27 protein-coding genes are annotated in these 25,144 nt (G+C 73.0%); 13 read left to right on the top strand and 14 right to left on the bottom strand.

The genetic code is table 11. The annotated features are described in order from the left end of the window. Positions 1–39 precede the first annotated feature (39 nt). Positions 40–528, bottom strand: coding sequence for a F0F1 ATP synthase subunit B family protein (locus OG309_RS31205; protein WP_329425949.1), 489 nt, complete (start codon positions 526–528; stop codon positions 40–42). Between the two features lie 173 nt (positions 529–701). Here OG309_RS31205 and sph point away from each other — a divergent pair, with 173 nt between their 5' ends. Beyond that, the gene (sph, locus tag OG309_RS31200; protein ID WP_329425947.1) at positions 702–1,697 is read left to right on the top strand and encodes a sphingomyelin phosphodiesterase; all 996 of its coding nucleotides are present in this window, start codon (positions 702–704) and stop codon (positions 1,695–1,697) included. A 78-nt stretch (positions 1,698–1,775) separates the two neighbouring features. Here sph and OG309_RS31195 read toward each other — a convergent pair whose 3' ends face one another. Further along, positions 1,776–2,216 (bottom strand): hypothetical protein, encoded by a 441-nt coding sequence (locus OG309_RS31195; RefSeq protein ID WP_329425945.1) that lies wholly within the window; start codon positions 2,214–2,216, stop codon positions 1,776–1,778. Positions 2,217–2,320: 104 nt separating this feature from the next. After that, positions 2,321–3,034 carry a DUF4232 domain-containing protein gene (locus OG309_RS31190; RefSeq protein WP_329425944.1) on the bottom strand — a complete coding sequence of 238 codons (714 nt, stop codon included), beginning with the start codon at positions 3,032–3,034 and terminating at the stop codon, positions 2,321–2,323. A 272-nt stretch (positions 3,035–3,306) separates the two neighbouring features. Between OG309_RS31190 and OG309_RS31185 the strand changes: the two genes are divergently transcribed. Beyond that, on the top strand, positions 3,307–4,056 hold the full coding sequence (locus OG309_RS31185; RefSeq protein WP_329425942.1) for a MerR family transcriptional regulator: 750 nt from the start codon (positions 3,307–3,309) through the stop codon (positions 4,054–4,056). Here the strand turns inward: OG309_RS31185 and OG309_RS31180 are convergent. Genes OG309_RS31180 through OG309_RS31165 form a run of 4 tightly spaced genes read right to left on the bottom strand, consistent with a single transcriptional unit; the run spans position 4,037 to position 9,814 of the window. Further along, positions 4,037–6,217 (bottom strand): 3-hydroxyacyl-CoA dehydrogenase NAD-binding domain-containing protein, encoded by a 2,181-nt coding sequence (locus OG309_RS31180; protein ID WP_329425940.1) that lies wholly within the window; start codon positions 6,215–6,217, stop codon positions 4,037–4,039. The two genes, OG309_RS31185 and OG309_RS31180, sit on opposite strands and share 20 nt — an antisense overlap. A 39-nt stretch (positions 6,218–6,256) precedes the next feature. After that, positions 6,257–7,471, bottom strand: a complete 1,215-nt coding sequence (locus tag OG309_RS31175) for an acetyl-CoA C-acetyltransferase (protein ID WP_329425939.1) — start codon at positions 7,469–7,471, stop codon at positions 6,257–6,259. Positions 7,472–7,493: 22 nt separating this feature from the next. Continuing rightward, entirely contained in the window at positions 7,494–8,645 is a 1,152-nt protein-coding gene (locus OG309_RS31170; protein ID WP_329425936.1) for an acyl-CoA dehydrogenase family protein, read from the bottom strand. Beyond that, positions 8,642–9,814: a CaiB/BaiF CoA transferase family protein gene (locus OG309_RS31165; protein WP_329425934.1), complete on the bottom strand. Its 1,173-nt coding sequence runs from the start codon at positions 9,812–9,814 to the stop codon at positions 8,642–8,644. The genes OG309_RS31170 and OG309_RS31165 overlap by 4 nt, the downstream gene beginning before the upstream one ends. Before the next feature lie 187 nt (positions 9,815–10,001). Between OG309_RS31165 and OG309_RS31160 the strand changes: the two genes are divergently transcribed. Next, positions 10,002–11,189, top strand: coding sequence for a saccharopine dehydrogenase family protein (locus OG309_RS31160; RefSeq protein WP_329425933.1), 1,188 nt, complete (start codon positions 10,002–10,004; stop codon positions 11,187–11,189). 12 nt (positions 11,190–11,201) lie between these two features. Here OG309_RS31160 and OG309_RS31155 read toward each other — a convergent pair whose 3' ends face one another. After that, a complete protein-coding gene (locus tag OG309_RS31155; RefSeq protein ID WP_329425931.1) occupies positions 11,202–11,591 on the bottom strand; it encodes a VOC family protein in 390 nt (129 codons plus the stop codon). Positions 11,592–11,673: 82 nt separating this feature from the next. Then, a complete protein-coding gene (locus OG309_RS31150; RefSeq protein WP_329425929.1) occupies positions 11,674–12,369 on the bottom strand; it encodes an endonuclease V in 696 nt (231 codons plus the stop codon). 53 nt (positions 12,370–12,422) lie between these two features. On the opposite strand from OG309_RS31150, the gene OG309_RS31145 reads away from it, so the two are divergent. Next, on the top strand, positions 12,423–12,722 hold the full coding sequence (locus tag OG309_RS31145) for a YciI family protein (protein WP_329425928.1): 300 nt from the start codon (positions 12,423–12,425) through the stop codon (positions 12,720–12,722). Here OG309_RS31145 and OG309_RS31140 read toward each other — a convergent pair. Next, positions 12,719–13,795: a WD40/YVTN/BNR-like repeat-containing protein gene (locus OG309_RS31140; RefSeq protein ID WP_329425926.1), complete on the bottom strand. Its 1,077-nt coding sequence runs from the start codon at positions 13,793–13,795 to the stop codon at positions 12,719–12,721. The genes OG309_RS31145 and OG309_RS31140 overlap by 4 nt on opposite strands. Positions 13,796–13,869: 74 nt before the next feature. Between OG309_RS31140 and OG309_RS31135 the strand changes: the two genes are divergently transcribed. The 3 genes from OG309_RS31135 to OG309_RS31125 all read left to right on the top strand — a co-directional run bounded on the left by OG309_RS31135 (position 13,870) and on the right by OG309_RS31125 (position 16,785). Next, positions 13,870–14,331 (top strand): (4Fe-4S)-binding protein, encoded by a 462-nt coding sequence (locus OG309_RS31135; protein WP_329425924.1) that lies wholly within the window; start codon positions 13,870–13,872, stop codon positions 14,329–14,331. 138 nt (positions 14,332–14,469) lie between these two features. Next, positions 14,470–14,886, top strand: a complete 417-nt coding sequence (locus tag OG309_RS31130) for an SsgA family sporulation/cell division regulator (protein ID WP_329425923.1) — start codon at positions 14,470–14,472, stop codon at positions 14,884–14,886. A 255-nt stretch (positions 14,887–15,141) separates the two neighbouring features. Next, complete coding sequence (locus OG309_RS31125; protein WP_329425921.1) at positions 15,142–16,785, top strand: ABC-F family ATP-binding cassette domain-containing protein; 1,644 nt, start codon at positions 15,142–15,144, stop codon at positions 16,783–16,785. Here OG309_RS31125 and OG309_RS31120 read toward each other — a convergent pair. Continuing rightward, positions 16,771–17,232, bottom strand: a complete 462-nt coding sequence (locus OG309_RS31120; RefSeq protein ID WP_329425919.1) for an ATP-binding protein — start codon at positions 17,230–17,232, stop codon at positions 16,771–16,773. The two genes, OG309_RS31125 and OG309_RS31120, sit on opposite strands and share 15 nt — an antisense overlap. 197 nt (positions 17,233–17,429) lie before the next feature. Between OG309_RS31120 and OG309_RS31115 the strand changes: the two genes are divergently transcribed. The 3 genes from OG309_RS31115 (at position 17,430) to OG309_RS31105 (ending at position 19,694) form a co-directional block, all read left to right on the top strand. After that, a complete protein-coding gene (locus OG309_RS31115) occupies positions 17,430–18,281 on the top strand; it encodes a helix-turn-helix domain-containing protein (protein WP_329425917.1) in 852 nt (283 codons plus the stop codon). Positions 18,282–18,294: 13 nt separating this feature from the next. After that, on the top strand, positions 18,295–18,513 hold the full coding sequence (locus OG309_RS31110) for a hypothetical protein (RefSeq protein ID WP_329425915.1): 219 nt from the start codon (positions 18,295–18,297) through the stop codon (positions 18,511–18,513). A gap of 206 nt (positions 18,514–18,719) precedes the next feature. Beyond that, positions 18,720–19,694: an acyl-ACP desaturase gene (locus tag OG309_RS31105; protein ID WP_329425913.1), complete on the top strand. Its 975-nt coding sequence runs from the start codon at positions 18,720–18,722 to the stop codon at positions 19,692–19,694. A gap of 28 nt (positions 19,695–19,722) precedes the next feature. Here OG309_RS31105 and OG309_RS31100 read toward each other — a convergent pair whose 3' ends face one another. Further along, entirely contained in the window at positions 19,723–19,989 is a 267-nt protein-coding gene (locus OG309_RS31100; RefSeq protein WP_329425912.1) for a WhiB family transcriptional regulator, read from the bottom strand. A gap of 279 nt (positions 19,990–20,268) precedes the next feature. Between OG309_RS31100 and OG309_RS31095 the strand changes: the two genes are divergently transcribed. Together OG309_RS31095 and OG309_RS31090 are read left to right on the top strand one after the other, a co-directional pair. Next, the gene (locus tag OG309_RS31095) at positions 20,269–21,006 is read left to right on the top strand and encodes an IclR family transcriptional regulator (protein WP_329425910.1); all 738 of its coding nucleotides are present in this window, start codon (positions 20,269–20,271) and stop codon (positions 21,004–21,006) included. Positions 21,007–21,069: 63 nt separating this feature from the next. Further along, positions 21,070–21,726, top strand: coding sequence for a TetR/AcrR family transcriptional regulator (locus OG309_RS31090; RefSeq protein WP_329425908.1), 657 nt, complete (start codon positions 21,070–21,072; stop codon positions 21,724–21,726). Positions 21,727–21,738: 12 nt separating this feature from the next. Here OG309_RS31090 and OG309_RS31085 read toward each other — a convergent pair whose 3' ends face one another. Together OG309_RS31085 and ligD are read right to left on the bottom strand one after the other, a co-directional pair. After that, the gene (locus OG309_RS31085; RefSeq protein ID WP_329425906.1) at positions 21,739–22,635 is read right to left on the bottom strand and encodes an alpha/beta fold hydrolase; all 897 of its coding nucleotides are present in this window, start codon (positions 22,633–22,635) and stop codon (positions 21,739–21,741) included. Between the two features lie 137 nt (positions 22,636–22,772). Then, complete coding sequence (gene ligD, locus OG309_RS31080; protein ID WP_329425904.1) at positions 22,773–23,795, bottom strand: non-homologous end-joining DNA ligase; 1,023 nt, start codon at positions 23,793–23,795, stop codon at positions 22,773–22,775. Positions 23,796–23,881: 86 nt separating this feature from the next. Between ligD and OG309_RS31075 the strand changes: the two genes are divergently transcribed. Beyond that, positions 23,882–24,940, top strand: coding sequence for an ATP-dependent DNA ligase (locus OG309_RS31075; RefSeq protein WP_329425903.1), 1,059 nt, complete (start codon positions 23,882–23,884; stop codon positions 24,938–24,940). Positions 24,941–25,144: the final 204 nt, after the last annotated feature.

Genomic DNA, 25,144 nt, shown 5'->3' with positions numbered 1-25,144 from the left:
GCCCGGGGCGCGGCCCCGTACGGGCGTGCGCGTGGCGCGTCAGGCGCGGTCGGCGCCGACCGGCTCGCCGACGATGCGGCCGGCCAGGGCGTGGGCCCAGGCGTCGACGTCGGCGGTGAGCTCGCGCTCGGCGGCGGCGCGCTCCGTGGCGATGCGCTCGGAACCGGCGGCCAGGATGGCCTCGCGCTCGCGCAGACCCTCGGCGCGGGCGGCGGCGATGGCGGCGGCACCCTCCTCGGTGGCCTGCGAGCGGATGCGGGCGGCGTCGTGGCGGGCCTCGGAGAGCTCGGCCTCGTACTGCTCGCGGATCGCGGTGGCCTCGCTGCGCAGGTCGTCGGCGCGCTCGGTGCCGCCGTCGATGGCGTCGTCACGCTCGGTGAGCGTGCGGTTGATCTTCGGGAGGATCCCCTTGGCGAGGATCAGGAAGGTGATGCCGAAGATCACGAAGCCGATGATGAGCTCGGCCCACACCGGGTTGAGCGGACCGAGGTCCATGTCGAAGATCTGCGAGTTCTGCGCGAGGGTCATGGGCGCATCCTACCTAATCGCAAAAGGGGCAATTCGGGCTACTGGACGAGAGTTGGCGCGTTCGTGCGAGTCGCGCAAGATTCGCGGCATCCAACGGCTACCGGAAGGTAACTACGGCTGCTTTGATGTGCGGCGCCGGTCCTCCAACCCCCATACTTTCACGGGAGTTCCCAGTGCCGTTCTCCTCGCTCCGCCGGATCCCCGGCGCGGCCCTGTCCGTCGCGCTCGCCGCCGCCACCCTCACCGCGGTCGCGCCGGCCGCCTCGGCGGCCGACACCGCCGCGACGACTCCGCGGCTGAAGGTGCTGACGTACAACACCTTCCTGATGTCCAAGAACCTCTACCCGAACTGGGGCCAGGACCACCGCGCCGCCGCGATCCCCGCCGCGCCCTTCTTCCAGGGCAACGACGTCGTGGTGCTCCAGGAGGCCTTCGACAACTCCGCCTCGGACGCGCTCAAGGCGAACGCCGCCGGGCAGTACCCGTACCAGACCCCCGTCGTGGGCCGCTCCAAGTCGGGCTGGGACGCCACCGGCGGCTCCTACTCGGCGACGACCCCGGAGGACGGCGGGGTGACGCTGCTCAGCAAGTGGCCGGTGGTCCGCAAGGAGCAGTACGTGTACAAGGACGCGTGCGGCGCGGACTGGTACTCGAACAAGGGCTTCGTCTACGCGGTCCTCGACGTGAACGGCACGAAGGTGCACGTCGTCGGCACGCACGCGCAGTCGACCGACCCGGGCTGCTCGGCGGGCGAGGCGGCGCAGATGCGCAGCCGCCAGTTCAGGACGATCGACGCCTTCCTCGACGGCAAGAACATCCCGGCGGACGAGGAGGTGATCGTCGCGGGCGACATGAACGTGGACTCGCACACGCCCGAGTACGCGACCATGCTCTCCGACGCCGGCCTGGTCGGCGCGGACGCCCGCACCGGCCACGCGTACTCCTTCGACACGGCGCTGAACTCGATCGCCAACTACCGCTACCCGACCGACCCCCGCGAGGACCTGGACTACGTCCTGTACCGCGCCGGGAACGCGCGCCCGGCGGGCTGGACGAACAACGTGGTCCTGGAGCAGAGCGCGCCCTGGACCGTCTCCAGCTGGGGCAAGAGCTACACCTACTCCAACCTGTCCGACCACTACCCGGTCACGGCGTACGCGGCGAACTAGCCCACGCCCGGTGGGGCGCCGCGGGCAGGGGCTCCCCCGAGCCCACGGCGCCCCACCGCTCCGACCCCGGCAGGGCGACTAGTAGAGCGACCCGAAGACGCTGTACGCCCAGAAGGCCACGACGCCCGCGACGCAGAGCAGCGCGATCCAGGACCCGAGGCCCGTGTGCCGGCCCCCGCGCGGGCGCGGCGCCCTGGCGGCGCGCACCGGCCGGTGGGGGACTCCGGAGTCGGCGGCGGTCTCGGCGAGGAGCCGACGGCAGACCGCGGCCAGCTCGGACGTCCCCGCCGACAGGTCCACGACGGCCTCCAGCCGCGCGGGCGCGGTCGTCCCCCCGTCCAGGATCCGCCCGGCCCGCACCAGCGCCTGGTCCTTGCCCCCGGTCGGCGCCAGACTGATCCACCGCCGGACGTGCTCGCCCCGGATCACCACCCCGCCCCCGCGCTCGCGGTAGACGGTGTGCTCCTTCCACAGCACCGCGGCCAACTCGGCGGCCTTCTCCCTGAGTTGCGCCTGCATACCCTTCCCCCTGCCAGCCAGCCGAATGCGAACAGCCGGATGACTCTAGCGGCAGCCCGACCCCCTCCTCCGCCGGGGTACCGCCCCCGGACGAACCGCGGCTGTCAGAAGTCGTACGGCTTCTCGGTGTTCCAGTTCAGCACGTCGGCCTCGTTCCAGCTGAACTGCGGCTTCTCGCCCTTGGCGTCGACGGAGTAGAAGGGGCCGTCGTGTCCGTCCGCGTCGCGCAGCGCGATCGCGAAGGACTGCGCCGTGTGGTGCTTCGAACCGTAGTCGAAGAGGTTCACGGCGCTGTAGACCTTGCCTCCGGGCCGGAGCGTGAGGCGTCGGTCGCCGCCCGGGTTGTCCTTCTTGGAGTGCGGCAGCGCGGCGGCGTCGACGTCTCCGCCCAGCTTCACGGCCGGGTACGAGGTGACCCAGCAGGGCTTGGAGCCCTCGTTCGACGCGGTGACCAGCAGGTGGTCGCCCTGCTCACCGGCGAACCGGTGCACCGCGGTGACCAGCAGCTCGTCCCCGCGGCACTGCCGGGTGTCCGCCGTCGCGCCCTCGCCCGTCGCGCCCTTGCCCCTCGCGCGCGAGGGGGTCACCGCGCTCGACCCCTGCTCGGGGCCGGCACCGCTGTCGGCCCGCTCCGTGCCGCCCTTGCCGCTCCCGCCGGAGGCCGGCCGGCTCTGCGTGGTCCCTGCGGTGCGGTCACCGTCGGCCGCCTTCGCTCCCGCGTCGGCGCCGCCGCAGGCGATGAGGCCCAGCGCCAGCGTGGCGGTGACGGCGGCCAGGGCTGCGGAACGGGCGGTACGGCGGGAAAGGTGCGTGGTCATGATGAAGGCTCTCCCATGGTCGGTGGGACGCGGCGCCTCCCCCGCCCCCGCGGGGGAACCGACCGCGTCGGCTGTTTCGCTGCACCCCATGAGACGGCGCGCGGGCGGGCGGCGTTCACTCCGGTCTGTCCGCATTCGGTAACAGGGAGAACGGAGCGCGGGCACACGGGCGTTCGCTCCGGCGGGCGGCCTTCCGCGTTTCTCCCCCTTCCCGCGTGCGCTCCGGTCCGCGCTCTTTTACAGATCCGGTGAGACAGCAATACTGTTGAACCATGGGACAGGCCAGCGACGAGCACCAGGGTGACGGGCCCGTCTACACCGTCGACGAGTTGGCCGCGCGGGCCGGGGTGACCGTGCGGACGGTGCGGTTCTACGGGACGCGGGGGCTCTTGCCGCCGCCCGTGATCGGGGCGCGGCGGGTCGGGTGGTACGGGCCCGGGCACCTGTCGCGGCTCGCGTTGATCGAGGAACTGCAGCGGCAGGGGATGACGCTCGCGGCGATCGAGCGGTACCTGGAGCAGTTGCCGGCCGATCTCAGCGCGCGGGACCTGGCCGTGCACCGGGCGCTCGTCGCCGCCTGGGCGCCCGAGTCGGCCGAGGAGATCACCCGGCGGGAGCTGGAACGGCGGGCCGGACGGGTGCTCGCGGAGCGGGACGTCGACCGGCTGGCCGCCATGGGGGTGCTGGACAGGGGGCCGGACCCGGACGTGTTCCGGTTGGACGGGTCTCTGCTGCGGCTGGGCGTGGAGCTGCTGGACGTGCCCATCGAGCACGAGACGATCCTCGCCTCCCGGACCGTGCTCCTCGCGCACGCGCGCGCGGCCGCGCAGGAGCTGGCCCGGCTCTTCCAGGAGCAGGTGTGGAACCCGTACCGGGAGAGCGGCGAGGACCCGGATCACCTGACCGCGATGAAGTCGCTCTCGGCGCACATGCAGCCGATGGTGATCCAGGCCCTCGTCACGGCCTTTCAGCGGTCGCTGAGCGAGGAGCTCAGGACGGCCTTCAGGACGCCTGGTCCGTGAAGACCTCGCCCCGCTCGGCCTTCTCCACCAGGAGGGCCGGCGGGGTGAAGCGCTCGCCGTAGGTGGCCGCCAGCTCGCGGGCGCGCGCCACGAAGCCGGCGACGCCTCCCTCGTAACCGTTGACGTACTGGAGCACGCCGCCGGTCCACGCGGGGAAGCCGATCCCCAGGATGGAGCCGATGTTGGCGTCGGCGACCGAGGTCAGGACGCCCTCCTCGACGAGGCGGACGGTGTCCAGTGCCTCCGCGAAGAGCATCCGCTCCTGCATGTCCCGGAAGGGGATGTCGGTCCCGGGCTTGGTGAAGTGCTCGCGCAGGCCGGGCCAGAGCTTCCCGCGCCTGCCGTCCTCGGCGTAGTCGTAGAAGCCCGCGCCGCCGCTGCGGCCGGTGCGCCCGAACTCGTCGACCATGCGGTCGATGACGATCTCGCCGGGGTGGGACGTCCAGGTGCCGCCGGCCTCCTCGACGGCCTTGCGCGTCTCGTTGCGGATCTTGCGCGGCAGGGTGAGGGTCAGCTCGTCCATGAGGGAGAGGACCTTCGCCGGGTAACCGGCCTGGGCTGCGGCCTGCTCGACGGAGGCGGGCTCGGCGCCCTCGCCGATCATGGCGACGCCCTCGTTGATGAAGTGGCCGATCACCCGCGAGGTGAAGAAGCCGCGCGAGTCGTTGACGACGATCGGCGTCTTGTTGATCTGGCGGACCAGGTCGAAGGCGCGCGCGAGGGCCTCCTCGCCGGTGCGCTCGCCCTTGATGATCTCGACCAGCGGCATCTTGTCGACGGGCGAGAAGAAGTGCAGGCCGATGAAGTCGCTCTGGCGCTCCACGCCCTCCGCGAGGACCGTGATGGGCAGCGTGGAGGTGTTGGAGCAGAGCAGGGCGTCGTCCTCGACGACGTGCTGGATCTCCTGGAACACCTTGTGCTTGAGCGCCGTGTCCTCGAAGACCGCCTCGATGACGGCGTCGCAGCCGGCCAGGTCCGCGACGTCGCCGGTCGGGGTGATCAGGGCGAGGAGGGCGTCGGCCTTCTCCTGCGTCGTGCGCCCCTTGGCGACGGCCTTGGCGCAGAGCTTCTCGGAGTAGGCCTTGCCCTTGGCGGCGGATTCCGTCGAGACGTCCTTGAGGACGACCTGGATCCCCGCGCGGGCGCACGAGTAGGCGATGCCGGCGCCCATCATGCCCGCGCCGAGGACGGCGACCTTGCGGACCTTGCGCGGCTCGACGCCCCGGGGCCGGTTGGCGCCCGAGTTGACGGCCTGGAGGTCGAAGAAGAACGCCTGGATCATGTTCTTCGCGGTCTGGCCGACGACCAGCTCGGTGAAGTAGCGGCTCTCGATGGTGAGCGCGGTCTCGAAGTCGACCTGCGAGCCCTCGACGGCCGCCGCCATGATGTTGCGGGGCGCCGGGTACGGGGCTCCGTTGAGCTGCTTGCGCAGGTTGGCGGGGAAGGCCGGCAGGTTGGCGGCGAACCGCGGGTTCGACGGCGTGCCGCCGGGGATCTTGTAGCCGGGCACGTCCCAGGGCTGGTGCGACTCGGGGTGGGCGTCGATGAAGGCGCGGGCCTTGGCCAGCATCTCCTCCGGGGTGGCGGCCAGCTCGTGCACCAGGCCGTTGTCGAGCGCGCGCGCCGGGTTGTACTGGGTGCCCTGGAGCAGCACCTTGAGCAGCGCGTCCGTGATGCCCATGAGGCGTACGGTGCGGGCGACACCGCCGCCGCCGGGCAGCAGGCCCAGGGTGACCTCGGGCAGGCCGATCTTGGAGCCCGGGGCGTCGAGGGCGACGCGGTGGTGGGAGGCGAGCGCGATCTCGTAGCCGCCGCCGAGCGCGGCGCCGTTGATCGCGGCGACGACCGGCTTGCCGAGGGTCTCGATGCGGCGCAGCGCGTTCTTGATCTCGATGGCGGTGTCGAAGATCGCCTCGGCGTCCTCGGGGCCGGCCTTGATCATGTCCTTGAGGTCGCCGCCCGCGAAGAAGGTCTTCTTCGCGGAGGTGTAGACGATGCCCCGGATGGAGTCCTTCTCGGCCACCGCGCGTTCGGCGATCGCGGTGATGGAGGCCCGGAAGGCCTGGTTCATGGTGTTCGCGGACTGGTTCGGGTCGTCGAGGACGAGGGTGACGACACCGGTCTCGTCCTGCTCCCAGCGGATCGTGGTGCTCTCGCTCATGGCTGCTGCTTCTCCGTAAGGGGGGTTCGGACCGGGCGGTCAGACGCGCTCGACGATGGTGGCGATGCCCATGCCGCCGCCGACGCAGAGGGTGGCGAGGCCGTAGCGCTTGTCCTGGCGCTCCAGCTCGTCGACGAGCGTGCCGAGGATCATCGCGCCGGTGGCGCCGAGCGGGTGGCCCAGCGCGATGGCGCCGCCGTTGACGTTGACCTTGTCGAGGGAGACGCCCATGTCCTTGACGAAGCGCAGGACGACCGCGGCGAAGGCCTCGTTGATCTCGATCAGGTCGATGTCGTCGATGGTGAGACCGGCCTTGGCGAGCGCCTTGCGGGCGGCGGGGGCGGGTCCGGTGAGCATGATGGTCGGCTCGGAGCCGGAGACGGCGGCGGCGACGATCCGGGCGCGCGGGGTCAGCCCGTAGCGCTCGCCGACCTCCTGGGAGCCGATGGCGACGAGCGAGGCGCCGTCGACGATGCCGGAGGAGTTGCCCGCGTGGTGGACGTGGTCGATCTCCTCGACCCAGTGGTACTTCTGCAGCGCGACGGCGTCGAAGCCGCCGAGCTCGCCGATGTCGGCGAAGGAGGGCTTGAGCCGGGCGAGGGAGTCGGCGGTGGTGCCGGGGCGCAGGAACTCGTCGTGGTCGAGGACGGTGAGCCCGGCCCGGTCCTTGACGGGGACGACGGAGCGGTCGAAGCGCCCGTCCTTGACGGCCGCGGCGGCACGCTCCTGGGACAGGGCGGCGTACTCGTCGACGTCGCGACGGGTGAAGCCCTCGATGGTGGCGATGAGGTCGGCGCCGATGCCCTGGGGGACGAAGTTGGTGGCGATGTTGGTCATCGGGTCGGCGAACCAGGCGCCGCCGTCGGAGGCCATCGGCACCCGGGACATGGACTCCACGCCGCCGGCCAGGACGAGGTCCTCCCAGCCGGAGCGGACCTTCATCGCGGCCATGTTGACGGCTTCGAGGCCGGAGGCGCAGAAGCGGTTCTCCTGGACTCCGGCGACGGTGTCGGGGAGTCCGGCGGCGATGGCGGCGATGCGGGCGATGTCGGAGCCCTGGTCGCCGACCGGGCCGACGACGCCGAGGACGACGTCGTCGATCGCGGCCGGGTCGAGGCCGGGGAAGCGGGAGCGGATCTCGTGGATGAGGCCGACGACGAGGTCGATCGGCTTGGTGCCGTGGAGGCTCCCGTTGGCCTTGCCGCGGCCGCGCGGGGTGCGGATAGCGTCGTAGACGTACGCTTCGGTGGTCACGATGTTGCCTTTCGCGTGAGGGTCAGGCGAGCAGGGAACGGCCGATGATCTCCTTCATGATCTCGGTCGTCCCGCCGTAGATGGTCTGGATGCGGCCGTCCGTGAAGGCCCTGGCCACCGGGAATTCGCTCATGTAGCCGTATCCCCCGTGCAGTTGCAGGCACCGGTCGGCGACCCGCTTCTGCAGTTCGGTGGCCCACCACTTGGCCATGGAGGCGTGCACGGCGTCGAGGCCGGGGCCGCCGGGCGCGGTGTGCTCCTCGACGCAGCGGTCGACGAAGGTGCGGGTGACGGCGCACTCGGTGGCCATCTCGGCGATCTCGAAGCGGACGTGCTGCAGCTTGGCCAGCGGCCGTCCGAACGCCTCGCGCTCCTTGACGTACGCGGTGGTCAGCTCCAGGAGGTGTTCCGCGCCGGCGATGGCGGCGACGGCGATGGCGAGCCGCTCCTGGGCGAGGTTGGTCATCAGGTGGACGAAGGCGCCGTCGAGCTCGCCGAGCAGGTTCTCCTTGGGGACGCGGACGTCGGTGAAGAAGAGCTCGGCGGTGTCCTGGGACTTCTGGCCGATCTTGTCGAGGTTGCGGCCGCGTTCGAAGCCCTCCGCGCCGCGTTCGACGACGAGGAGGGAGAGGCCGTGGGCGCCGCCCTCGGGGGTGGTCTTCGCGACGACGACGACCAGGTCGGCGAGGATGCCGTTGGAGATGAAGGTCTTGGAGCCGTTGAGGATCCAGTGGTCGCCGTGGTCCTCGGCGCTGGTGCGGATGGCCTGGAGGTCGGATCCGGCACCGGGCTCGGTCATGGCGATCGCGGTGACCAGCTCGCCGCTGCAGAAGCCGGGCAGCCAGCGCCGCTTCTGCTCCTCGGTGGCGAGCGAGGTGAGGTAGGGGCCGATGATGTCGTTGTGCAGGCCGATGGCGAGGCCGGGGGTGCCGGCCCGGGTGAACTCCTCGGCGAGGACGACGCTGTAGCGGAAGTCCGGGTTGCCGCCGCCCCCGTACTCCTCGTCGACGGCGAGGCCGAGCAGCCCCTGCCGGCCGGCGGCCCGCCAGACCTCGCGGGAGACGATGCCGTCCTTCTCCCACTGCGCGTAGTGCGGCAGCACCTCCTTGGCGAGGAAGGTGCGGACGGTCTCGCGGAAGGCCTCGTGGTCGGCGGTGTAGAGCTGGCGCTTCATGCGGAGGGCTCCTTGGCGGCTCGGTCGGGGGGCGGGGTGGCGCCGGTGAGCGACGGTACGGACCAGTCGCGGGCGACCTCGTCGGTGTCGGCGCCGGGCCGGGCGGGTCCGGTGCGGACCGCGCCGGGGGTGACGGAGAAGCGGGGCGCGGGGGCGGGCTGGACGAGGCCCTCGTGCTCGACGAAGGTGCCGCGGGCGGCGAGGTGCGGGTGGCCGGGCGCCTCGCGCATCGAGAGCACGGGGGCCACACAGGCGTCGGTGCCCTCGAAGACGGCCGTCCACTCGTCCCGGGTGCGGGTGCGGAAGCGCACGGCGACGGCGGCCCGCAGCTCGGGCCAGCGGGCGAGGTCGTCGCGGGCCCGGCCGGTGTCGCCGAGGCCGAGCAGGCGGGCGAACTCGGCGTAGAAGCGCTGCTCCAGGGCGCCGACCGCCATGTGTCCGCCGTCGGAGGTCTCGTAGACGCCGTAGAAGGGGCAGCCGCCGTCGAGGAGGTTGACGCCGCGCCGGTCCTGCCAGCCGCCGGCGGCGAGCATGCCGTGGATCATCATCGCGAGGTGGGCGGCGCCGTCGACGATGGCGGCGTCGACGACCTGGCCCTCGCCGTGCTCGCGGGCGTGCTGGAGGGCGGCGAGGACGCCGATGACGAGGTAGAGGGAGCCGCCCGCGTAGTCGCCGACCAGGTTGGCGGGGACGGTGGGCGGGCCTTGGGGGTCGGGGCCGATCATGCCGAGGGTGCCGGTGACGGCGATGTACGCGATGTCGTGTCCGGCGGTGGGGGCGAGCGGACCGGTCTGGCCCCAGCCGGTCATCCGGCCGTAGACGAGCCGCGGGTTGCGGGCGAGGCAGGGCTCGGGTCCGATGCCGAGGCGTTCGGCGACGCCGGGGCGGTACCCCTCGATCAGGATGTCGGCCCGGGCCACCAGGTCGAGCACGGTCTCCGCGCCGCCCTCGGCCTTGAGGTCGACGAGGACGGAGCGCTTGTTGCGGTTGGTGAGGTCGTACGCGGGGTCGATGCCGAGGCCGGCGCCGCCGGGCCGGTCGACGCGGACGACGTCGGCACCGAGGTCGGCGAGGTGCATGGCCGCGAAGGGTCCGGGGCCGATGCCCGCGAGCTCCACCACCCGGACTCCGGAGAGCGGGCCGGGGCGGGCGTGGCGCGGTGTGGTCATCGAGCCCCCAGAGGTGTGTGACAGTGATGATGTAACACCGGAGATGCTAGGAACGTGTTCCACTCGGCACAAGCCCCCGAGCCGAGCAAGCGCTTGGAAATTGCCCCGGCCGCGTCTTCCGCTAGAGTCCGCCGACGACATCCGCGCCGGGGGACGGCGCGGGGGCAGACCGAGGGGCTGGGCTGGGATGGAGACAGGGGCGGCCGGACGGCCGTACGACGTGGTTCTCTTCGGGGCGACCGGGTTCGCGGGCGAGCTCACCGCGGAGTACCTGGCCACGCACGCCCCGGCCGGGTGCCGCTGGGCGCTGGCCGGGCGCAGCCGGGCCAAGCTGTCCGCCCTGCGCGACCGGCTCGCGCAGCGGTGGCCGCGCTGCGCCGACCTGCCGCTGCTCGTCGCGGACTCCGAGGACCCGCACGCGCTGCGCGAACTGGCCGGTTCCGCGCGGGTGGTCGCGAGCACCGTCGGCCCCTACGTCTGGTACGGCGAGAACCTGGTGGCGGCCTGCGCGGAGGCCGGCACGGACTACGTGGACCTGACCGGCGAGGCGGAGTTCGTCGACCGGATGTACGTACGGTACGACGCCCGCGCCCGGGAGACCGGGGCCCGGCTGGTGCACGCGTGCGGCTTCGACTCCGTCCCGCACGACCTGGGCGTCTACTTCACCGTGGGGCAGCTGCCGGAGGGGGTGCCGCTGCGGATCGACGGGTTCGTGCGGGCCGGGGCGGTCGTCTCGGGCGGCACCCTGGCCTCGGCCCTGACCGCCTTCGGCCGCGGCCGGCAGATCCTGGGCGCCGCGCGCGAGCGGCGGCTGCACGAGCCCCGGCTGGTGACCCGGCGGGCCCACGCGCCGCTGGGCGGACCGCGGTTCAGCCGCGAGACCGGCACCTGGGCGCTGCCGCTGCCCACCCTGGACCCGCAGGTGGTGAAGCGCTCCGCGGCGGCCCTGGAGCGGTACGGGCCGGACTTCCGCTACCGCCACTACGCCTCGGTGAAGACCCTGCCGATGGCGCTCGGCGGCGCCGCGGTCGTCGGCACCGGCGTCCTCGCGGCCCAACTGCCCGCCGTGCGGAACTGGCTGATGGACCGTTACGAGCCGGGCCAGGGTCCGGACGCGGAGCGGCGGGCCCGCAGCTGGTTCTCCGTGCGCTTCGTCGGCGAGGGCGGCGGCCGGCGCGTGTTCACCGAGGTGTCGGGCGGCGACCCGGGGTACGACGAGACGGCGAAGATGCTCGCCGAGTCCGCGCTCTGCCTGGCCCACGACACGCTGCCGAAGACCGCCGGCCAGGTCACGACGGCGGTGGCGATGGGCGACGCGCTGCTCGGCCGGCTGCGGGCGGCCGGGCTGCGCTTCCGGGTGGCGTACTCGGGCTGACCCGCCGGGGGGTCAGTGGCGCACCAGGCAGAACGGGTGGCCGGCCGGGTCGGCGTAGATCCGCCATCCCCGGTCGCCCTCGCCGGAGTCGAGCCGCCAGGCGCCGAGCGCGAGCACCGCCTCGTGGGCGGCGTCCAGGTCCTCGACCCGTACGTCGAGGTGGAACTGCTGCTCGGGCGCTCCCCAGACCGGCGGCCGGTGGTCGGCCACGCCCTGGAAGGCGAGCACGGGTGCTCCGGAGGCACCGTGGAGCGTGGCCCAGGCGTCGCCGACCGCCCACTGGGGGTCGGGGCGGTTGATCTCGCCACCGACCAACGCCTGGTAGAACTCGGCGAGTTCCATGACGTCGGGACAGTCGAGGACCACGCACTGCAGGGTGCCGATCGCACCGGGGCTTGTCATGCCCCACACTGTGCCGCCCGCGGCACCGGCCCGGTATCCGTACTCGTACTCAGGCGCCCCGTGAGCCCCGGGGTCCTCGTGCTCATTCCGCCGCGAGGGCCTCCGCGAGGGCCCGGCGGCACAGCGAGTCCGCGTGGCGGGTGGTCTCGGGCAGCCGGAAGCGCGGGGTGAGGTGCAGCGTGTGGGCACAGGCGCTCGCCAGCGAGACCCGGTGGCCGACCGAGACGAAGACCGGCTTCACCCCGGCGCGGGTGCGCAGCGCGCGGCCCACGGTCTCGCCCTCGGCGACCAGGTCGGTGAACGCGCCCCGGGCGGTGCCGGGTTGCTCGTACGTGAAGGTGAACGGGTTCTTGGCGACGCCGATCGAGGGCCGGCCCGTGACCACCCCGAGGTGGCTGGCGAGGCCGAAGCGGCGGGGGTGGGCGAGGCCGTAGCCGTCGCAGACGAGCAGCCCCGGGTCGGCGGTGAGGCGTCCGAGCGCGGCGAGCACGGTCGGGATCTCGCGGAAGGCGAGCAGCCCCGGCACGTAGGGGAAGGACACCCGCCCGACGGCGGTGGTCTCCTCCACCACCTCCAGGGTGCGCCCGTCCAGCACGACGGCGGCCGCGGCGACCAGGTCCCGCTCGTCGTCGTAGGCGACGTCGAGACCGGTGACGTTCCCCGTCCCGGGGGCGGGGCCCTCGTCGGCCGTCACGAGCCGCCCGCGCAGCTCCTCCTGCACGGCCCGTGCCGCGCCCTCGTCGACGGGCCATCCCTCGGGAACCTCGATGATCGTCATGAGTCGGCACCCTACGGCCGGCCGGTGGGGGGCGGGCGCGTAGCCTGGCACCCATGTTCGTACTGGAACTCTCCTACACCGCGCCCGTCGAGCAGGTCGACGCGCTCCTCGACGCGCACATCGAGTGGCTCGACGTGCAGTACGCCGCCGGGGTCTTCCTCGCGTCCGGCCGGAAGAACCCCCGTGACGGCGGGGTGATCCTGGCCGCCGGGGTCGACCGCGCGGAGATCGAGAAGATCGCGGCGGCCGACCCGTTCACGATCGGGGGCGTCTGCGCGTACCGGATCACCGAGTTCTACGCGACCAAGACGGTCGCCGGACTGGCGTCGTACCGCGAGGAGTTGCCGGCCTAGCGTGCGAGGCGGGCGATCCTGCCCTTCTCCCCCGAGGCCCAGCAGGCGCCGTCGGCGGCGCAGGCGACCGTGTCGTACGAGCCGGTGTCGACCGTGCGCCAGGTGCGGCCGCCGTCCGTGGTGAGGTCCGTGCCGGTGGGGCCGACCGCGAGGGCGGCGGCCTTGCGGTGCGGGAGCCAGGCGACGCCCGAGCGGTAGGCGGGCGGCGGGGTGGCGGACGCCGTCCATGTGCGCCCCGCGTCGCCGGTCACGGCGGCGGCATGGGGCGAGGGCTGGTCCTTGCGGTAGTCGCCGCCGACGGCGATGCCGTGGGCGCGGTCGCGGAAGGCGAGGCCGAAGACGCCCTTGGCGCCCTCCCCGGCGGGGATGGCGGTGTCCGTGGCGGTCCAGGACATCCCGCGGTCCGCGGAGTGCAGGACCCTGCCGGTGGCGCCGCCGCCGGTCGCGAGCCACACGTCCTTCGGCCCCGCGGAGACCAGGCACTGGCCGCTGGCGGCGAACCCGGCCTCGCCCGGCAGCGCGGCGGGCATGCCCTCGCTCGGCAGGACCTGCCAGGACCGGCCGCCGTCGCCGGTGGACAGGATGCGGTACCTGCCGTCGACCGGGTCGCTCATCGCGAGGCCGTGCCGCCGGTCGAAGAAGGTCATGCAGTCGTAGAAGGCCCGCGGGTCGGTGTTGCGGAAGGACTCGGTCCAGGTCGCCCCGCCGTCCTCGGTGCGCAGCACCCGGGACGCCTCCCCCTCGCCGATGGCGAGGACCACGGCCCGGCGGGCGTCGAAGGCCTCCACGTCGCGGAACTCCAGCTCCGCCGCCCCCGGCGGGGAGACGTTCCGCCAGCTCCTGCCCCCGTCGGTGGTGCGCAGCACCGTGCCCTGGGAGCCGGCCGCCCAGGCGGTGGCCCGGTCCACCGCCGCGAGGCCGCGGAAGCGGGCGTCGCTGTCGGTCCGGGTGAGCCGCCACCCGGCGGGCTCGTGGCCGGGCGCGGCCTGCGCCGGGGCCCCCAGGGCCATGGCCAGGGCCGCCCCCGCCAGTCCCACGGCCGTCATTCGTCTCGTGTTCCCCATGGACGTCATGGCGCCGGAAGCTAGCCCACCCCGAAGATCCCGTCCAGGGTGCGTACCCCGCCGCCCCTTCCTAGGCTGGGCATATGACCGAACCCACGGCCGAGGAAGAGCCGAGGATCAAGGAGTACAACGGCGAGGGCATCACCGTCACGTACGAACCGCGCCGCTGCCTGCACGCGGCCGAGTGCCTCCGCGGCCTGCCGAGCGTGTTCGACCTGGCCAAGCGTCCCTGGGTGCAGCCCGAGCAGGCCGCCGCCGACCTGGTCGCCGAGGTCGTCCGGCGCTGCCCGTCCGGGGCGCTCCAGTACCGCCCGGCCGACGCCTCCGCCGAGGCCGGGGACGTCCCCACCACCGTGCGGCGCATGCCGGACGGCCGGCTGGTGGTCCGCGGCGACCTCCTCGTCCGCGACGAGCAGGGCGGGCGGCACGAGACCCGGGCGGTGCTGTGCGGCTGCGGCGCCTCCGGCAACCAGCCGTACTGCGATCACTCCGGTCCGTGCGCGGGCGGCGAGTTCGAGCCCTTCGAGCAGGCGCAGAAGCCGTAGTCCCGGGCCTTGGAGAGGGTCCGGGCGCTGCGGTGACACAGCTCACGTACCCCCACAGTGCACGATCCGGCCGCCCGGTTCGTCTCTTCTTGTGTCAGGGAGACCAGGAGAACGTAGCCGCGCAACAGGAGGCTGGCCTTGTCCACCGTCATCGAGCAGGCCGTGCAGGCCCGGCTGGTCGCGTCCGTCCCACGGATGGAGACCGTGTCCGCCACGCTCCGTTACGACCGCGAGGACCCGTTCGCGGTCCGCATGGCCTTCCCGCCGCCCGCGACCCTGGAGGGCGTCGAGGTGTCCTGGGCCTTCGCGCGCGAGCTGCTCGCGCAGGGGGTCGACGAGCCCGCGGGCCTCGGGGACGTGCGGCTGCGCCCGTACGGCTACGACCGGACGGTGGTGGAGTTCCACGCGCCCGAGGGCGTCGCCATGGTGCACCTGCGCACGTCCGAGCTGCGCCGCTTCCTGAAGGCCTCACAGGTCCTGGTGCCGCGGGGGCGTGAGCACCAGTACCTCGACTGGGACGGGAACCTCGCCCAGCTCCTGGAGGAGCGCCCGTGAGGCGTGCCCCGTAATTCGATTGCGGTCCCCTCCGCCCGCTGCGTACCGTCCTGACCTGGCCCTGTTTGTCGCCCGATCGGAGAAGGCCGTTGCTCGTCTGAGGTTGCGAGACACCGTGCCGCGCGTGCCGCCCCGCCGCCGCGTGTGCCGTCCTCGACCTCGGCGTACGAGCGCTGCTCCGCTCTCTTCTTCCCGCCCGCGCCCCGGTGTCTCCCGCGTCGTCCTCATCCACGCCCCTGCCACCGGGAGGCTCTCATGGCGCCCCGCCCCACCTTCGTCACCTGCACGTCCCTCTCCTTCTCCTGGCCCGACGGGACCCGGGTCCTCGACGACTTCCGGCTCGCCGTGGGGGCCGGCCGGACCGGCCTGGTCGGGCTGAACGGTTCGGGGAAGTCCACCCTGCTCAAGCTGATCGCCGGCGAGCTCGCCCCGGCCTCCGGCACCGTCCACGTCGCGGGCGAGATCGGGTACCTCCCGCAGGACCTGGTGCTCGACACCGGGCTGCGGGTCGACCGGGCCCTCGGAATCGACCGCGCCCGGGCCGCGCTGCACGCCATCGAGGCGGGCGACACGGCCGCCGAGCACTTCGCGGCCGTGGGCGAGGACTGGGACGTCGAGGAGCGGGCCCGGGCCGTGCTCGACCGGCTCGGTCTCGGGCACGTCGGGCTCGACCGCACGATCGGCGAGGTCTCGGGCGGCGAGTCGGTCCTGCTCCGGCTGGCCGCGCTGCTGCTCGCCGGGCCGGACGTGCTGCTGCTCGACGAGCCGACCAACAACCTGGACCTGTTCGCCCGCCGCAGGCTGCACGAGGCGGTGGACGCCTGGCCCGGAGTGCTGATCGTGGTCAGCCACGACCGCGAACTCCTGGAGCGGGTGGACCAGATCGCCGACCTGCGGGACGGCGAGGTCGCCTGGTACGGCGGCGCCTGGTCCGACTACCAGGCGACGCTCGCCGCCGAACAGGAGGCGGCCGAGCGCATGGTGCGGGTCGCCGAGGCCGACGTCCAGCGCCAGAAGCGGGAACTGACGGACGCCCGTTCCAAGTTGGCCCGGCGCAGGCGTTACGCGCAGAAGAGTGCGGAGAACAAGGTGGTGCCGAAGGTCGTGGCGAACACCCGCAAGGGGCAGGCCGAGGTGTCGGCGGGCAAGCACCGCCGGCTGCACGCGGACCGGCTCGCCGAGGCGCGTTCGCGGCTGGACGCGGCGGTGGAGGCGGTGCGGGACGACGACGAGATCCGGATCGAGCTGCCGTACACGAAGGTCCCGCCGGGCCGGGAGGTGCTGCTGCTGCACGACCTGGAGCTGCGGTACGGGGCACGGGTCGCCGGGGAGTTCGAGCTGCGGGGTCCGGAGCGGGTGGCGCTGGTCGGCCGGAACGGGGCCGGCAAGACGACACTGCTGCGGACGCTCGCGGGCGGGCTCGATCCGGTCGCGGGCGAGGCGGTGGCGCGGGTCCCGCTGCGCTTCCTTCCGCAGCGGCTCGATGTGCTGGACGACGAACTGAGCGTGGTGGAGAACGTGGCCCGGCTGGCGCCCGGCGCGACGCCCCACGCGATCAGGGCGCGGCTGGCCCGGTTCCTCTTCCGGGGTGCCCGGGCCGATCGGCCGGTGGGAACGCTGTCGGGGGGCGAGCGGTTCCGCGCGACGCTGGCGGCGCTGCTGCTGGCCGAGCCGGCACCGCAGCTGCTGCTGCTCGACGAGCCGACCAACAATCTGGACCTGGCGTCGGTACGGAGCCTGACGGCCGCGCTCGAAGCGTACGAGGGGGCGCTGGTCGTGGTGAGTCACGACGTGCCGTTCCTGGAGTCGCTGGGGATCACCCGGTGGCTGGAGCTCGACGGCGCGCTGCGGCCCACGACGGCCGAGGCCGTGCGGGCGGGGCTGCTAACGGTGGAGTAACGCCCAGGACTTGGTGCCGCCGCCCGGTGTCAGGACGGGGGCGAGCCCCCAGTCCCCGCCGTGCGCCTCGACCGCCGCGGTCAGCAGCCACATGCTGCGGCTGCGGCGCTCGCGGCACGCGTCGGCCTCGTCCGGTGCGGGGTGGGCCGGGTGCTGGTCGTAGAGGACGATCCGCAGCGCGTCGAACTGCCAGCGCACCCGCAGGACCATCTCGCGGTCCGGGGTGAAGCGGTACGCGGCGGAGACGAGTTCGGAGGCGGCGAGGACCGCGGTCTCGGTGAGTTCGGCGAGGCCGTGGCGGTCGACCAGGGTGCGGATGGAGTCGCGGGCCAGTCCCGCGCAGTAGGCGCCCCCGGGGAGGAGCATCGAGTAGCTGAGGTTCTCCGTGGCGGGGGGTATGGGGCCGGCCGCGACGGCGGACGGGAGGCAACGCAGTGCGCCCTTCATCGGTTTTGCTCACATTTCCTGTGCGTGTGGGGGTGCTCACACGTCGAACACGATTGCCCCGTGTGAGACTTGCGCTACCGACCGTAGCCTAGATCCGGAGCACGGTGCTACTACTTGGCAGTAGATACTCGTACTTATGCCGGAACGGGCCGTATTCTCCGGACCCGCGAGCCCGGAACCGAAGGGGGAGAACGAGCGTGCCGCCCAGGAGCACCCCGACCGCGCGCCAGCAGCGACTCGGACACGAGCTGCGCAAACTTCGCGAGCAGTCGGGCATGTCGGTCCAGCAGGCCGCCGCCCTGCTGGGCGTCGACCGCACCCGCATCCCCAACATCGAGTCGGGGCGCTTCGGCATCAGCGCCGAGCGGGTGCGCACGCTCGCCTTCAACTACGGCTGCCCGGACACCCCCCTCATCGACCTGCTCGCCGCCATGGCCCAGGAACGCGACCGCGGCTGGTGGGAGCAGCACCGGGGGCTGCTGCCACCGGCGCTGATCGACATCGCCGAACTGGAGTTCCACGCCTCGGAGTTGCACACCGCCGTCACGACGCACCTGCCCGGCCTGCTGCAGACCGAGGAGCACGCCCGGGCCGTCTTCGACACCGCCGACCCGCCGCTGCCCGGGCCCGACCTGGAGGCCCGGGTGAACCTGCGGCTGCGCCGCCAGGAAGTGCTCGACCGGGACCGGCCGACGCTGTACGGGGCGGTGATCCACGAGGCCGCGCTGCGCATGCAGTTCGGCGGCCCGAAGGTCGCCAGGGCGCAGCTGGAGTACATCCTGGAGCGCTCGGAGCGGGACACGATCTCCGTGCGGGTCATCCCGTTCGCGGCGGGGGGTTTCCCCGGGGCGGGTCAGTCGTTCACCTGTGTGTCCGCGCCGGTGCCGCAGCTCGACACGGTGCAGCTCGACTCCTCCCACGGCTCCATGCTTCTCGACACCGACATGCAACTGCGGCGCTATCGCGGTCTGCTGGAGCGGTTGAGCGGGCTGGCCCTGCCGCCGCCCGCCTCCCGCGACTTCATCCGCGCCCTCGCCCAGGACCTCTGAAGGACCCTCCACCATGAACGTCACCGACCACCCCGCCGCCGCCCGGGAGATCGCCTGGAGCGAAGCCTTCTGCAGCGAGGGCGCCAACTGCTTCCGCTTCGGCCTCGACGACTCCGGCCGCGCCTACATCGGCTCCACCCTCGCCCCCGACGCGTACGTCAGCGATTCGGTCGAGGCGCTGAGGGCGCTGATCTCGGCCGTGAAGGCCGGCGCCGCCGATCATCTGCTCTGAGTAGCCGCGCGGGGGGCCGCTGCGGGCCCGGACTCCCGTGACCTGGGTCTCCCGCAGACCGCGGGAGCTGCGGGCATGACGGAACGTGACCGGGCGCCTCCGGGACGGGCTTGGCCACCCCCTTATCGGGGCTTTAACCTACGGTCTCGTAACCTACGAGTCCGTAGGTAGTTCCGTTTGCCCCCTCTCCGTCCCCAGGAGTTCCCGTGACGCTCACCTCTCCCCACCTCGGCAGCTCCGCAGGGTGGACCGACGCACGGCTCCTGTACGCCCTGGAAGAGGTCGTGGAGAAGGAGCTCAACCGGCACCTGAAGGTCACCAAGGACTGGATGCCGCACGACTACGTGCCGTGGTCGGACGCCCGGAACTTCCCGGCCCTCTTCGAGGACGGCGAGGCCTGGGACCGCTCGCAGTCCAAGGTCACCGACATCGGCCGGATCGCCCTCGTGGTCAACCTGCTCACCGAGGACAACCTCCCGAGCTACCACCACGAGATCGCCAGCCTCTTCGGCCGCGACGGCGCCTGGGGCACCTGGGTGCACCGCTGGACCGCGGAGGAGGGCCGGCACGGCATCGTGATGCGCGACTACCTGCTGGCCTCGCGGGCGGTCGACCCGGACGAGCTGGAGCGCTTCCGCATGGCGCACATGAGCGAGGGCTTCGAGTCGGACAACCGCCACTCGATGCTGCACTCGGTCGCGTACGTGGCCTTCCAGGAGCTCGCCACCCGCATCTCGCACCGCAACACCGGCCACCAGTCCGGCGACCCCGTCTGCGACCGGATGCTGGCCCGCATCGCGCTCGACGAGAACCTGCACATGGTCTTCTACCGCAACCTGCTGGGCGCGGCCTTCGAGCTCGCCCCCGACCTCACCATGCAGGCCGTGCGGGACGTCGTCGTCGGCTTCCGGATGCCCGGTCACGGCATGCCCGGCTTCGAGCGGGCCGCCGCCCAGATGGCGATCGGCGAGATCTACAACCTGCGCATCCACCACGACGACGTGCTGCAGCCGGTGCTCCGCTTCCTCAAGGTCCTCCAGATCGACGGCCTCGGCCCGGAGGGCCTGCAGGCCCAGGAGGAGCTCGGCCTCTACATGAACGGCCTGGACAGCGAGGCGGCCAAGTTCGACGAGCGGCTCGCGGCGCGCAAGGCGCGCATGGCGGCCCGCGCGGCGGGCTGAGCCCTCACCCGGGAGGCGCCGGAGGCGGTCAGCCCCGGCGCCGCTTCAGGTTGATCCGCTCCTTCTCCGAGAGCCCGCCCCACACGCCGAAGCGCTCGTCGTGCGTCAGCGCGTACTCCAGGCACGCCGCGCGGCCCGGGCACGCCCCGCACAGCTGCTTCGCCTCGCGGGTCGAGGAGCCGGGCGCCGGGAAGAAGAACTCCGGTCCCGCCTGGGCGCACAGCGCGTCCTCCTGCCAGGAGAGGTCCGGGGCCCCGAGGGTCTGGGGGGCGAAGTGCATGGTGTCGGTCTGCATGGGAAGAGACTCGCGCGGCCGCCTAAACGGGCCATCAACGTCCGATCAACGCGGCGCGCCGGGGAGCGGCGGGACCGTTTCCGGGCCCCCGGGATGCTCCGGTGCGTCTGTCTCCGCCACGCCCTTCCGCCGGGTTCAAGCCAACTTCGGCGCGTCTCCCACCCTGTGGGATCCCACGTGAACGGCATGTTTCCGACCTCGTCGCGATGCTGCTTCGGCTCCCGCCATATGGGAGCGTGGGAGGCCGTTGAGAGCATGCGGCGAGGGGGAGCGAACCACATGACCACCGAGGCCGGACCGGTCCGCGCACCGGCCGGGGCCCAGGCGGTGCGCCGGGCCCTGGACGTCCTGCACTGCTTCCACGACAACGGGCCCGATCTCAGCGCCTCGGACCTGGCGCGCCGGCTCGCCCTGTCGACGTCGACCGCGCACCGGCTGGCGAGGACGCTGCTGGGGGCCGGTTTCCTGGAGCAGGACGCCCGCACGGCCCGCTACCGGCTCGGTCCGGCCGTCACCGAACTGGGCCGGCTCTCGTACCACCAGCGCGGGCTGCACCTGGCCGCCCCCGAGCTGGGCGACCTGGCCGCCCGGACCGGCGCCACCGCCGACCTGGCCCTGCGCGGCGGCGCGTACGCGGTGATCGTGGCGGGCGGTTCGGTCACGCCGAAGGTGGGACTGCGGCGGCCGCTCCACTCGACGGCGCTCGGCAAGGTGCTGCTCGCCTGGCCGCGCCCGGGGAGTCCCGGCGAATCCGGCGGTCCCGCGGGCGAGTTGGCCCGGGTGCGGGAGCAGGGGTACGCCCTGGACGACGGCGAGTCGGCGCTCGGGGTGCGGACCCTCGCGGTGCCGGTCCTGGAACGGGCCGGTCACGCGCGCTTCGCGCTCTCGCTGCGGGCGGCGCCGTCGCTGATCACCGACGAGCGGCTCGACTGGTTCCTGGCCCGGGCCCGGGCCTGCGCCCGGGCCCTGGAGGTGCTGCTGCTGGCGCCGGGCGAGCGGCGCGCGGCGGAGGCGTAGCACCCGCGCGGGGGCGGCCCACACACAGTGTCCGCACGATCGTGCGTTCAGTACGATGGGGGCATGAGCGGCAGCACCAGTACCGACGGGCGCGTCGAGCGCGGCAACCAGACCCGGCGGCTCGTGCTGGGCCGCACGATGGACATCGCCTCGGTCGAGGGTCTGGAGGGTCTGTCGCTCGGGCGGATCGCCACCGAGCTGAAGCTGAGCAAGAGCGGTGTCTTCGCCCTGTTCGGCTCCAAGGAGGAGCTCCAGCTCGCGACGGTGCGGGCGGCGGCCGCCGTCTTCGCCCGCCGGGTCGTGACCCCGCTGGCCGAACTCCCGCCCGGCCCCGGCAAGGTCTGGGCCCTGTGCCGCAACTGGCTCGCCTACTCCGCGGAGCGGGTCTTCACCGGCGGCTGCTTCTTCTACGCGGTCTCCGCCGAGTTCGACGCCCGCACGGGCCCGGTGCACGACGCGATCGCGCGGGCCCGGCAGGACTGGATCGGCTACGTGGAGGGGACGGTCGAGGAGGCCCGGCAGGCCGGCGGTCTCGTCGCGGACGTCGACGCCCCGCAGCTCGCCTTCGAGATCATCGCCCTGATGGAGTCGGCCAACGCCCAGTCCGTCCTGCTCGCCGAAGCCTCCGCGTACGAGCGGGCCGAACGCGGCATCGTCCGCCGCCTGCGGGCCGAGGCGACGGACGGGGCACGGGACGAGATCGACACCGCCGGGGTCTGACCCGGCGGAAGGTCAGCGGGAGCCGGCCTCCGCCGGCACGGCGGGCGCGTCCGCGGGACCGGGCCCGTCGACGACGAACTCCACCGCCTCGGCGACCACCTGGGGATCCGTCAGGATCCGCCGATGACCGAGGCCTTGGGTGACCACGAGCCGGGCGCGGGCGCCGTGCGCCTTCCGGATGACGTGGGCGTGGGCGAGCGGCACCAGGTCGTCCGTCTCGTCATGGATCAGCAGGAGCGGCGCGCCGAGGTCCTCGGGCCGCCACGAGGCGTCGAAGTGGCCCCAGACGCCCGGCTCTTCGGGGGCCAGCTGCCGCTCGACGTGCCGGCGCATCGCGGCGAGCGCACGCTCCCCGAAGCCGCTCACGGCCCGGAAGGCGGCGGTGAGCAGGCCGAAGGAGCCGACCCCCGCGATGCCGACGAACCGCCGCGTCCGGACGCCGTCGCGGAGCGCGAAGAGCGAGGCGACGACACCGAACGAGTGCGCGACGACCGCGTCGAAGTCCCCGTGCCGGGCGTGCAGTTCGCGGATGATCTCGCGGTATTCGAGGATGTTGCTCGCCCGACCGGTCGCGTCCCCGTTCCCGGGAGCGTCGAAGGCGATCGGGCTGTACCCGCGGGCGAGCAGCGCCTCGGCGAAGGCGGCCAGCCGCGAGGCGCGCGAGGACCAGCCATGGACGAGCAGGACGGGCCGCTCACCGTCACCCCAGGCGTACGTGACGGCCTCCTTGCGCCCGACCCGTATCCGGTCGACGCGGGCGGCGCCCATCAGGCGCTCCTCGGCCGGTCTGACGCGGGCCCGCCCGAGGGGGCGGACGAAGAGATGGAAGACGGCCCGCCCGGTCGGTCCCGGGGCGACGTGCGCGGAGGCGTTCAGTGCGGTGCGGACCAGCAGGGCCTTGGGATGCATGCCGGATCTCCTCGATCGTTCTCGTGCGCCCTCGACACGGAAAATGCTAGCACGATCGTTCGTATTGTTTCAGTGGCGCGGCAAGGGACCACTCCCGCCGCCCCCTCGGCCCCTCGGTCCCTCAGTCCCTCAGTCCCTCACTCGGGCTCCTTCTTCGCCCGGCTCGGCTGGACCCGCTTCGGCTCGCCCGGCATCTTCGGGTACTCCGGTGGATAGGGCAGGTCGCCCAGACCGTGCTCCGCCTCGTCCCGGCGGGCCAGCTCCAGGAGCGGCTCCAGGCTGAAGCGCTCGTCGTCCATGTCCGCGTGCACGTCGCCGAGTGCGGCGTACCGCTCCGGCATGGTGCGGATGTCGAAGTCGCGCGGCACGGCGTCGTCGATCTCGTCCCAGCGGAGCGGCGCCGAGACCGGGGCGTGCGGGCGGGGACGGACGGAGTACGCGGAGGCGATGGTGCGGTCGCGGGCGGTCTGGTTGTAGTCCACGAAGATGCGCTCCCCGCGCTCCTCCTTCCACCACTTGATCGTGACCTGCTCCGGCATCCGCCGCTCCAGCTCCCGGCCGCAGGCGATCGCGGCGCGCCTGACCTGCGTGAACGTCCAGTTCGGCAGGATCGGCACGAAGACGTGCAGCCCGCGCCCGCCGGAGGTCTTCGGCCAGCCGCGCAACCCGTGCTCGTCGAGGACGGCCCGCAGCTCGTGGGCCGCGCGGACGGCGTCGGCGTAGTCGGTGCCGGGCTGGGGGTCGAGGTCGATGCGCAGTTCGTCGGGGTGGTCGGTGTCCTCCCTGCGGACCGGCCACGGATGGAAGGTGACGGCCCCCAGGTTGGCCGCCCACAGCACGGCGGCCGGCTCGGTCGGGCACATCTCGTCGGCCGAGCGCCCGCTGGGGAAGGTGATGTGGGCCGTCGGGATCCACTCCGGGAGGTACTTCGGCGCCCGCTTCTGGAAGAAGGACTCCCCCGCCACGCCGTCCGGGTAGCGCTCCAGCGTGGTGGGCCGGTCCCGCAGCGCGCGCGTGATGCCGTCGCCGACCGCGAGGTAGTAGCGGACCATGTCCAGCTTGGTGTAACCGGGCTCGGGGAAGTACACCTTGTCCGGATGGGACACCCGCACCGTCCGGTCGCCGACCTCGAGCTCCACCGCGTCCGCCTTGCCTGCCATGGCGGCCAGCCTAGGCGGGACGCCCACAAGCCGCATATCGGTATTCAATGACACCGATCGCCCTGGATCGTCCCTAGAATCGCGGCATGGACCTGCCGGTGATGCCGCCCCTGAAGCCGATGCTGGCGAAGGCCGTGAAGAAGATCCCGCCGGGGATGCAGTACGAGGCCAAGTGGGACGGCTTCCGCGCCCTGGTGCACCGGGACGGGGCGGAGCTGTTCCTCGGCAGCCGTACGGGCAAGCCGCTGACCCGCTACTTCCCCGAGCTCGTCGAGGCCCTGCTCGCCCGGCTCCCCCAGCGCTGCGTGGTGGACGGCGAGATCGTCGTCGAGCACGACGGACGGCTCGACTTCGACCGGCTCAGCGAACGGATCCACCCGGCCGCGTCGCGGGTGCGGATGCTCGCGGAGACGACCCCGGCGCGGTTCATCGCCTTCGACCTGCTCGCCCTCGGCGACGACTCCTTCCTCGACACCCCGCTCGCCGAGCGCCGGGCCGCCCTCGAACGCGCCCTCGCCGGCATCGACGCCCCGGTCCATCTCGCGCCCGCCACCCGGGACCCGGAGCTCGCCGCACGCTGGTTCGAGCAGTACGAGGGCGCCGGCCTGGACGGCGTGATCGCCAAACCCCTCGATCTGCCGTACCGGCCCGACGCCCGGCTGATGTACAAGATCAAGCACGAGCGCACGGCCGACGTGGTCGTGGCCGGGTACCGCCTCCACAAGAACGGCCCGGTGGTCGGCTCGCTGCTGCTCGGCCTGTACGACACCGGGGGCAGCCTCCAGCACGTCGGCGTCTGCGCGGCGTTCACCGCGAAGCGGCGCGCGGAGCTGGTCGAGGAGCTGGAGCCGCTGCGCATGGACCCGCCCGACGGGCATCCCTGGGCGGCGTGGACGGACGAGTCGGCGCACGAGGGGGCGCGGCTGCCGGGTGCGCCGAGCCGCTGGTCCGGGAAGAAGGACCTGTCCTGGGTGGCGCTGCGCCCGGAGCGGGTCTGCGAAGTGGGGTACGACCACATGGAGGGCGACCGCTTCCGGCACACCGCGCAGTTCAAGCGCTGGCGCCCGGACCGCGCCCCGGAGTCCTGCGGGTACGGGCAGTTGGAGGAGCCGGTCTCGTACGACCTGAACGCGATCCTGGGGTGAGATGCCCCACACTCCGGAGGTGCGGCAACTCCCCTCCACCGGATCGGCGTTCGGTGGACCGGCGGGCGGTCCGAGGGGCGGACCCGCGCGCACCTGCGGGAACGCGGGAGCGCGCGGCCGTCCGGTCCGTGCGGCGCGCCGAATCCGGCGCGGGCGTGTTGCCGCGCGGTGACGGACCCGTCGTCGAACCGCCACCGCGATCCG

It is taken from the genome of Streptomyces sp. NBC_01268, assembly GCF_036240795.1.
Classification (GTDB): Bacteria; Actinomycetota; Actinomycetes; order Streptomycetales; family Streptomycetaceae; genus Streptomyces.
The sequence above is the reverse complement of the archived record's forward strand: the minus strand, read 5'-3'. Positions and strand labels throughout refer to the sequence as shown.